General features: G+C 68.8%; 9 protein-coding genes. 5 read left to right on the top strand and 4 right to left on the bottom strand.

The features are described from left to right. Positions 1-763 (bottom strand): hypothetical protein (locus HET64_RS33795; protein WP_215111071.1); only part of this gene is annotated, 763 nt, incomplete at its 3' end. Between the two features lie 132 nt (positions 764-895). On the opposite strand from HET64_RS33795, the gene HET64_RS33790 reads away from it, so the two are divergent. The 4 genes from HET64_RS33790 (at position 896) to HET64_RS33775 (ending at position 4272) form a co-directional block, all read left to right on the top strand. Then, positions 896-1693, top strand: coding sequence for an ABC transporter ATP-binding protein (locus tag HET64_RS33790; protein ID WP_215111070.1), 798 nt, complete (start codon positions 896-898; stop codon positions 1691-1693). A 133-nt stretch (positions 1694-1826) separates the two neighbouring features. Continuing rightward, entirely contained in the window at positions 1827-2255 is a 429-nt protein-coding gene (locus HET64_RS33785; protein WP_215111069.1) for an NfeD family protein, read from the top strand. Positions 2256-2421: 166 nt separating this feature from the next. Further along, positions 2422-3420, top strand: coding sequence for an SPFH domain-containing protein (locus HET64_RS33780; protein WP_215111068.1), 999 nt, complete (start codon positions 2422-2424; stop codon positions 3418-3420). A 78-nt stretch (positions 3421-3498) separates the two neighbouring features. Continuing rightward, positions 3499-4272 carry a sulfite exporter TauE/SafE family protein gene (locus tag HET64_RS33775; protein WP_215111067.1) on the top strand — a complete coding sequence of 258 codons (774 nt, stop codon included), beginning with the start codon at positions 3499-3501 and terminating at the stop codon, positions 4270-4272. 70 nt (positions 4273-4342) lie between these two features. Here the strand turns inward: HET64_RS33775 and HET64_RS33770 are convergent, their stop codons facing one another. From HET64_RS33770 to HET64_RS33760, 3 genes are all read right to left on the bottom strand, one after another. Beyond that, positions 4343-4855: an HNH endonuclease gene (locus HET64_RS33770; protein ID WP_215111066.1), complete on the bottom strand. Its 513-nt coding sequence runs from the start codon at positions 4853-4855 to the stop codon at positions 4343-4345. 138 nt (positions 4856-4993) lie between these two features. Further along, positions 4994-5530 carry a YbhB/YbcL family Raf kinase inhibitor-like protein gene (locus HET64_RS33765; protein WP_215111065.1) on the bottom strand — a complete coding sequence of 179 codons (537 nt, stop codon included), beginning with the start codon at positions 5528-5530 and terminating at the stop codon, positions 4994-4996. Between the two features lie 65 nt (positions 5531-5595). Then, positions 5596-6378, bottom strand: coding sequence for a sporulation protein (locus tag HET64_RS33760; RefSeq protein WP_215111064.1), 783 nt, complete (start codon positions 6376-6378; stop codon positions 5596-5598). An 87-nt stretch (positions 6379-6465) separates the two neighbouring features. Between HET64_RS33760 and HET64_RS33755 the strand changes: the two genes are divergently transcribed. Beyond that, positions 6466-7119 carry a DNA-3-methyladenine glycosylase gene (locus tag HET64_RS33755; RefSeq protein ID WP_215111063.1) on the top strand — a complete coding sequence of 218 codons (654 nt, stop codon included), beginning with the start codon at positions 6466-6468 and terminating at the stop codon, positions 7117-7119. Positions 7120-7666 lie beyond the last annotated feature (547 nt).

Raw genomic sequence — 7666 nt, 5'->3', positions numbered from 1 at the left:
CCACATACGCGTTGTACGCCGCCACCTGAGCCCGCCGGGCCACCCGCTCCACCGGCCGCAACGCCTCCCCCCGCGCCGCGATCTCCGACGCGCTCACCGCACCGCCGTGCCCGTTCTCGTACGCCACCGAGACCAGCAGCCCCACCCGCTGCGCCATCTCCAGCACCCGCACCGCCCGCGGCGGATACCCGGGCGCCAGCACATCGCGCCCCCGCTCCGCCCGCGCCCGGTACGCGTCCACCGCGGCCTCCGCCACCGGCCCGGAGCCGGCCACGTCCAGCCGCGACAGCACCGCCGTCGCATCCCGCAACGCCTCCGCCAGCTCCCGCTCCGCCTCGCCCAGCGACGGCACGTCCGCGGGCGGCGCCTCCCGTACCGGCAGCACCCGCCACACCACCTCGACGTGCAGATCCCCGGCCGGCCCCGCCTCGGTGACCTCCGGCACCAGCCCGTACGGCACCCCGTACGCGACCACCGCCTCCTCCGCCTCCAGCGCCCGCGCGTTGAAATCGGGCGGACCGCTCAGCCCCAGCGGATGCCCCGGCACCGGCAGCGCGACCCGGAACCCGGTCGCCCCCAACCCCCTCAGCCGGCCGAGCGCCAGCGTGAGCCCGACCGGCCCCGCCTCACCCGGCAGTCCGTCGACGCGGTGCACCGCGTCCTCCCCGACAATCGCGAGGGCCGCCTCGTCCGGCGAGACGAGTCCCGCCAGAAGCGCGTTTCCCCAAGCGGCCAACAACCCTGAACGTGGTTCGACAAGCATGCCGACAGCCTAGGCAACGCCTGGGAACGGCCCTCACGCCTGAAGCGCTCGCGCGGTGGCGTAGGTTTTCCCTGGGAGCCGTGCCCACCGGCACGCGACGATCGACGAGACTGCATGGGGAGACAACGCGCCATGAGCGATGTACTGGAGCTGGTGGACGTATCCGTGGTCCGCGACCGACGCGCTCTGGTGGACGATGTCTCCTGGTCGGTCAAGGAGGGGGAGCGCTGGGTCATCCTGGGCCCCAACGGCGCCGGCAAGACGACCCTCCTCAACCTCGCCTCCAGCTACCTCTTCCCGAGCACGGGAACGGCCACGATCCTCGGCGAACAGCTCGGCGGCGTCGGCACCGACGTCTTCGAGCTCCGCCCCCGGATCGGCATGGCGGGGGTGGCGATGGCCGACAAGCTGCCCAAGCGCCAGACGGTGCTGCAGACGGTCCTCACCGCCGCGTACGGCATGACCGCCACCTGGCACGAGAACTACGAAGCCGTCGACGAGGAGCGCGCCCGCGCCTTCCTCGACCGCCTGGGCATGACCGAATACCTGGACCGCAGGTTCGGCACGCTCTCCGAAGGAGAGCGCAAGCGCACCCTGATCGCCCGCGCCATGATGACCGACCCCGAACTCCTGCTCCTGGACGAGCCCGCCGCCGGGCTCGACCTCGGCGGGCGCGAGGACCTCGTACGCCGCCTCGGCCGCCTCGCCCGCGACCCGTTCGCCCCCTCCATGATCATGGTCACCCACCATGTCGAGGAGATCGCGCCCGGATTCACCCACGTCCTGATGATCCGCCAGGGGAAGATCCTCGCGGCCGGCCCCATGGAGACGGAGCTCAGCTCCCGCAACCTCTCCCTCTGCTTCGGCCTGCCGCTCATCGTCGAGCACACCGGCGACCGCTACACCGCCCACGGCCTCCCGCTCTCCTGACCCCGACTCCGCCGCGTACGGCCCTCCCCGCCGGGCGCCAACAAGCCCTCCCGCCACGATCGGCGGGCCGTGCACCGCAGTTGACCACCCGTGCGCCCTGTCGGTGACGCACCGACAGTCCTACGATGACCATGTGGACATCGACGCGTGGGTGTGGTGGCTGATCGGCGCTGTGGGGCTGGGCATCCCCCTCGTCCTGACCGCGATGCCCGAATTCGGGATGTTCGCCGTCGGGGCGGTGGCCGCGTCGGCCGTCGCCGCCCTCGGCGGCGGGATCGTCGCCCAGGTTCTGGTTTTCGTCCTGGTCTCGGTCGCGCTGATCGCCGTAGTGCGCCCGATCGCCGCCAGACACCGGGCCGGACAGACCGGGCACGCCAGCGGCATCGACGCTCTGAAGGGACGTCAGGCGGTCGTGCTGGAGCAGGTATCGGCCTCCGGCGGACGTATCAAGCTCGCCGGTGAGGTCTGGTCGGCCCGCACGCTCGACGCCGACCAGGTCTTCGACCCAGGCAGCCAGGTCGATGTCGTGGACATCGACGGAGCGACGGCCGTCGTCATGTGACCGAAGCGTGCACGGGGCGGGCCCAGGTCTGCCAGACTCGAAGTCGATCATGTCGATCATCGTGAGAACCCGGACCGGCCCCGCAACGCACGGACCACCGGCTCCACATGAGAACCGATCCCGATCACCGCGATCCACCGGCCAACCGAAGGGCACAAGAGACACCATGAATTCGATCGTCATCGTTCTGATCATTCTGGTGGTGCTCGTCTTCATCGCCCTGATCAAGACGATTCAGGTCATCCCGCAGGCCAGCGCCGCCATCGTGGAGCGGTTCGGCCGCTACACCCGCACCCTGAACGCGGGGCTGAACATCGTCGTCCCGTTCATCGACTCGATCCGCAACCGGATCGACCTCCGCGAACAGGTGGTGCCCTTCCCGCCGCAGCCGGTGATCACCCAGGACAACCTGGTCGTCAACATCGACACCGTCATCTACTACCAGGTCACCGACGCCCGCGCCGCGACCTACGAAGTCGCCAGCTACATCCAGGCGATCGAACAGCTCACCGTCACCACCCTCCGCAACATCATCGGCGGCATGGACCTGGAGCGGACCCTCACCTCCCGTGAGGAGATCAACGCCGCCCTGCGCGGGGTCCTCGACGAAGCGACCGGCAAGTGGGGCATCCGCGTCAACCGCGTCGAGCTCAAGGCCATCGAGCCGCCGACCTCCATCCAGGACTCGATGGAGAAGCAGATGCGCGCCGACCGCGACAAGCGCGCCGCGATCCTCACCGCCGAGGGCATCAGGCAGTCCCAGATCCTCACAGCCGAGGGCGAGAAGCAGTCCGCGATCCTGCGCGCCGAGGGCGAGTCCAAGGCCGCCGCCCTGCGCGCCGAAGGCGAAGCCCAGGCCGTCCGCACGGTCTTCGAGGCCATCCACGCCGGAGACCCGGACCAGAAGCTCCTGTCGTACCAGTACCTCCAGATGCTTCCGAAGATCGCCGAGGGTGACGCCAACAAGCTCTGGATCGTGCCCAGCGAGATCGGCGACGCCCTCAAGGGCCTCAGTGGAGCCTTCGGGAACGTCGGCGGCGGCATGCCCGGCTTCAACACCGGAGGCAACAGCGGCAACGGCGGGAACAGCGGCAACGGCGGAAGCAGCCAGGGCGGCATCCCCTCCCCGGCGGTGGAACGACGCGAGGAACCCCCGGTCTCCTGACCCGAACGCCCCTTCGTGCATGATCAGTGAGGCCCCTCGACCTTCATGGCGGGGAGGCGTCACTGACCACCGAAGGAGATGGCCTTGTCCATCTGGGAAATACTCGCCGTCTTCGCGGCCGGCATCGGAGCGGGCACGATCAACACGATCGTCGGCTCGGGCACCCTGATCACCTTTCCCGTCCTGCTCGCCACCGGCCTCCCCCCGGTCACCGCGACCGTGTCCAACGCGCTGGGCCTCATCCCCGGCTCCATCAGCGGGGCCATCGGCTACCGCAAGGAACTCGCCGGACAGCGCCGACGCATCCTCAAGCTGAGCGTCGGCGCGGCGATCGGCGGCCTCTGCGGGGCGACCCTGCTCCTCGCCCTGCCCTCCACCGCCTTCGAGACGATCGTCCCGGTCCTGGTCGCCCTGGCCCTCGTCCTGGTGATCCTGCAACCACGCATCAGCAAAGCCGTCCAGCGCCGCCGCGAACACACCGGAGCCACACCCCGCACCGACGGCGGACCGCTCCTGTTCACCGGCCTGATGCTCGCCAGCGTCTACGGCGGCTACTTCACCGCCGCCCAGGGGATCATCTACCTGTCGTTGATGGGCATGCTGCTCGACGACACCATGCAGCGCCTCAACGCCGTCAAGAACGTCCTGGCGGCCGTGGTCAACACCATCGCCGCGCTGTTCTTCCTCTTCGTCGCCCACTTCGACTGGACGGCCGTCGTCCTCATCGCGGTCGGCTCGGCCATCGGCGGCCAGATAGGCGCCAAGGTCGGCCGCCGCCTGAGCCCCACCGTCCTGCGCGCCCTCATCGTGTCCGTCGGCACGATGGCCATCGTGCAACTGCTGCTCCGCTGACGTACGTGGGCCCGCCCCCTCACGGGAACGGGCCCACGCATACGTCACCAGGCGTACACCGACTACGTCCTCAAGCCGCCGCTGCCGTCCGGTCCAGCCACTCCGGCAGTGCCGAGCGGTCGCCGGCCCCCATCGCCAGCAGCATCGCCTCGGCGGGGGAGGGGACGAACGGCTGCTTCAGGAGCGGCATCCCCGCCTGATCCGGCGTCCGGGCTGCCTTGCGGTGGTTGTCCTCGGCACAGGAAGCCACCGTGTTCAGCCAGGTGTCCTGCCCGCCCTGGGCGCGCGGCACCACATGGTCGACGGTGGAAGCCCGACGCCCGCAGTACGCGCACCGGTGCTGGTCCCGTATCAGCACACCCCTTCTGGACCACGGCGCCTGTCTTCGGAACGGCACCCGTACGTACCGGCAGAGCCGGATCACCCGGGGCGCCGGAATGTCCACGGCGGCACCACGCATACGGAGCTCGGGATGCGACTGCTCGACGACGGCCTTGTCCGTCAGGATCAGGACCACCGCACGGTTGAGCGTCACTGTCGACAGCGGCTCGAAGCTCGCGTTGAGAACCAGCGTGTCACGCATCCTGCCCACCTCCCGTGTGCCGCCCGCCCCCTGGCAGGCCCGGATCAACTCTGGCTGGGCAGGCCGCGATGGACAACGCAATAAAAAATGCCCTGCTCTGATCTCTCCAAGACCAGAGCAGGGCAAACAGCAAACGAACTAATCGCCGGAAGGAGCCTCGTACTCACCGATCAGCTGAGCACGCCCCAGTGTGTGGAACCGAAGATTGAATCCGGCCACCGCGGGAGACGCGTCGCTGTCGATCCCGAGCTTCTCGGTGTCCACCGCGTACACGGTGAACACATAGCGGTGGTTCTCCCCGGGCGGCGGCGCGGCGCCCCCGAAGTCCTTGGAGCCGTAGTCGTTACGGGCTTGGACGGCCCCTTCGGGCAGCCCCGCGAACGTTCCGCTGCCCGCACCGGCCGGGAGCTCCGTCACCGAGGCCGGGACATCGAAGAGCACCCAGTGCCAGAACCCGCTGCCCGTCGGGGCGTCCGGGTCGAAGCACGTCACGGCGAAACTCTTGGTCCCCTCGGGGAAACCCTCCCACCGCAGCTGCGGCGAAGTGTTCCCACCCGCAAGCACCTGGGCATCGCCCAGCACGGCCCCCGGCGCCAGATCGTCGCTCACCACAGTGAACGCCACAACCTCCGGATGGAAGTCGTGCGGCAGCGGGGCCCTCTTCGGCTCGGTCACGTCTCGCACCTCTCCTGATCGGTTCGTCTGCCTTCCCACCCGACCATAGGGGGCGGTGCCACGCTCTAGAGCCAGTTGCGCTGTCCGCCGACCTGGGCGAGCCACTGATTGAGGTACGCGGCCCAGTCGGTCTGCTGGTAGTCGTGCAGCCCCACCTTGAACGCGCGGTAGGAGTCGCTGCCCTCGCTGAACAGCCCCGGCTTCTTGTCCATCTCCAGAATGACGTCCATCTCGCGGTCGTCGGCGACGAACGTCAGCTCCACCTGGTTCAGCCCGCGGTACTGCGTCGGCGGGACGAACTCGATCTCCTGGTAGAACGGCAGCCGCTGACGCGTACCGCGGATGTGACCGCGCTCCATGTCCGCGCTGCGGAAGCCGAAGCCCAGCTGCCGGAAGGCGTCCAGGATGGCCTCCTGCGCCGGCAGCGGGTGAACGTTGATCGGGTCCAGGTCACCGGAGTCCAGCGCGCGGGCGATCTCCAGCTCGGTCGTCACCCCGATGTTCATCCCGCGCAGCTGCTGGCCGCCGAACATGGTGATCGGCGTCTCCCACGGGATCTCCAGGCCGAACGGCACCACGTGCACCGCGCCCGCCTGCACCTCGAAGGCGCCCCCGAGGCTCACCTTGGTGAACTCGATGTCCTGCTTGGTCTCCTGGTCCCCGCCCTCGACCTCGACCCGCGCCTGGAGGCCGACGGAGAGCCCCTCGATCTGCTGGGCGACCGAACCGCCCTGGATCCGCACCTCGCCCTGGACGACCCCGCCGGGGACGACATTCACCTCGGTGAGCTCGGTCTCCACCGAGGCACCGCCGGCACCCATGCTCGCGAGCAGCCGCTTGAAGCCCATAGTCACTCCTTCTAGGTTCTGACCCCTACATACGCGCCACGACGGTAGCCGGTTCCCGTCCACGCGATCCCAGTACCCTCGGTCGCCATGACCACGAGCCCGGACCGCGCCCCACTGACGCGAGAGTTCTTCGACCGCTCCGTCACGGAAGTGGCCCCCGACCTCCTGGGCCGCACGCTCGTCCGTCGCAGCGCGGCGGGCACGATCGAGCTGCGGCTGACAGAGGTCGAGGCGTACGCGGGCGAGGTCGACCCCGGATCGCACGCCTTCCGGGGCCGCACCGCGCGCAACAGCGTGATGTTCGGTCCGCCCGGTCACACGTACGTCTACTTCACGTACGGGATGTGGCACTGCCTCAACCTGGTCTGCGGCCCGGAAGGCCGTGCGAGCGGGGTGCTGCTCCGGGCGGGCGAGATCGACGTCGGCGCCGCTCTGGCCCGCGACCGACGCGTCTCGGCCCGCAATGACAAGGAACTGGCCAAAGGCCCGGCCCGGCTCGCCACCGCCCTCGATGTCGACCGCACCCTGAACGGCAGCGATCTCTTCGGCGGCCCCGCCCCGGCCCTGTCCGTACTGCACGGCACCCCGCCGCCGCGTGACCTCGTACGCAGCGGCCCCCGCACAGGCGTCGGCGGTGACGGCGCCCACCAGCCGTGGCGCTTCTGGATCGAGGGAGACCCGACGGTGAGCCCGTACCGCGCCCACGTACCGCGCCGCCGGCCGAGCGGCAAGGCAACTTGACGCACCCTCGGCAGACGCCTAATGTAGTCCGAGCCGCTTGACACGGGTACAGCTCTCGGCACAGTCCATCGGACCGGACCGGGCCACTCGAAGCGGCCAAACCACTACCTACGACTCACCCTGGCGGGTGCGAATTCGGCATGCCCGTAATTCGCCCTATCGACTCGATTATGAGTTGCCAAGAGAATCGGCTAACGTGGTGCACACGCCGAAAGGCAAGGCCACTCCGCAGGCCATCAGAAATCGAATTCGGGCCGGAAACGGAACGAAAGAGAGTCTGGTAAAGTCGGACTCGCCGGAAAGGAAAAACGCGAAAGCGAAGGACCTGGAAAGCGAAAAGTAGGACCCGTTTCGACCGGGAATCGGACACGAAAGAGTCTGATAGAGTCGGAAACGCAGGACAGCAAGACAAAGCAGTAAACGAAGGGAAGCGCCCGGAGGGCCCCGGTGATACGGGACCGAAGGAAGCGTCCGTTCCTTGAGAACTCAACAGCGTGCCAAAAGTCAACGCCAGATATGTTGATACCCCGGCCTGCTTCGGCAGGTT

Source organism: Streptomyces sp. McG3 (assembly GCF_018619185.1).
GTDB lineage: Bacteria > Actinomycetota > Actinomycetes > Streptomycetales > Streptomycetaceae > Streptomyces.
This window is presented reverse-complemented; position numbering and strand designations above follow the sequence as displayed.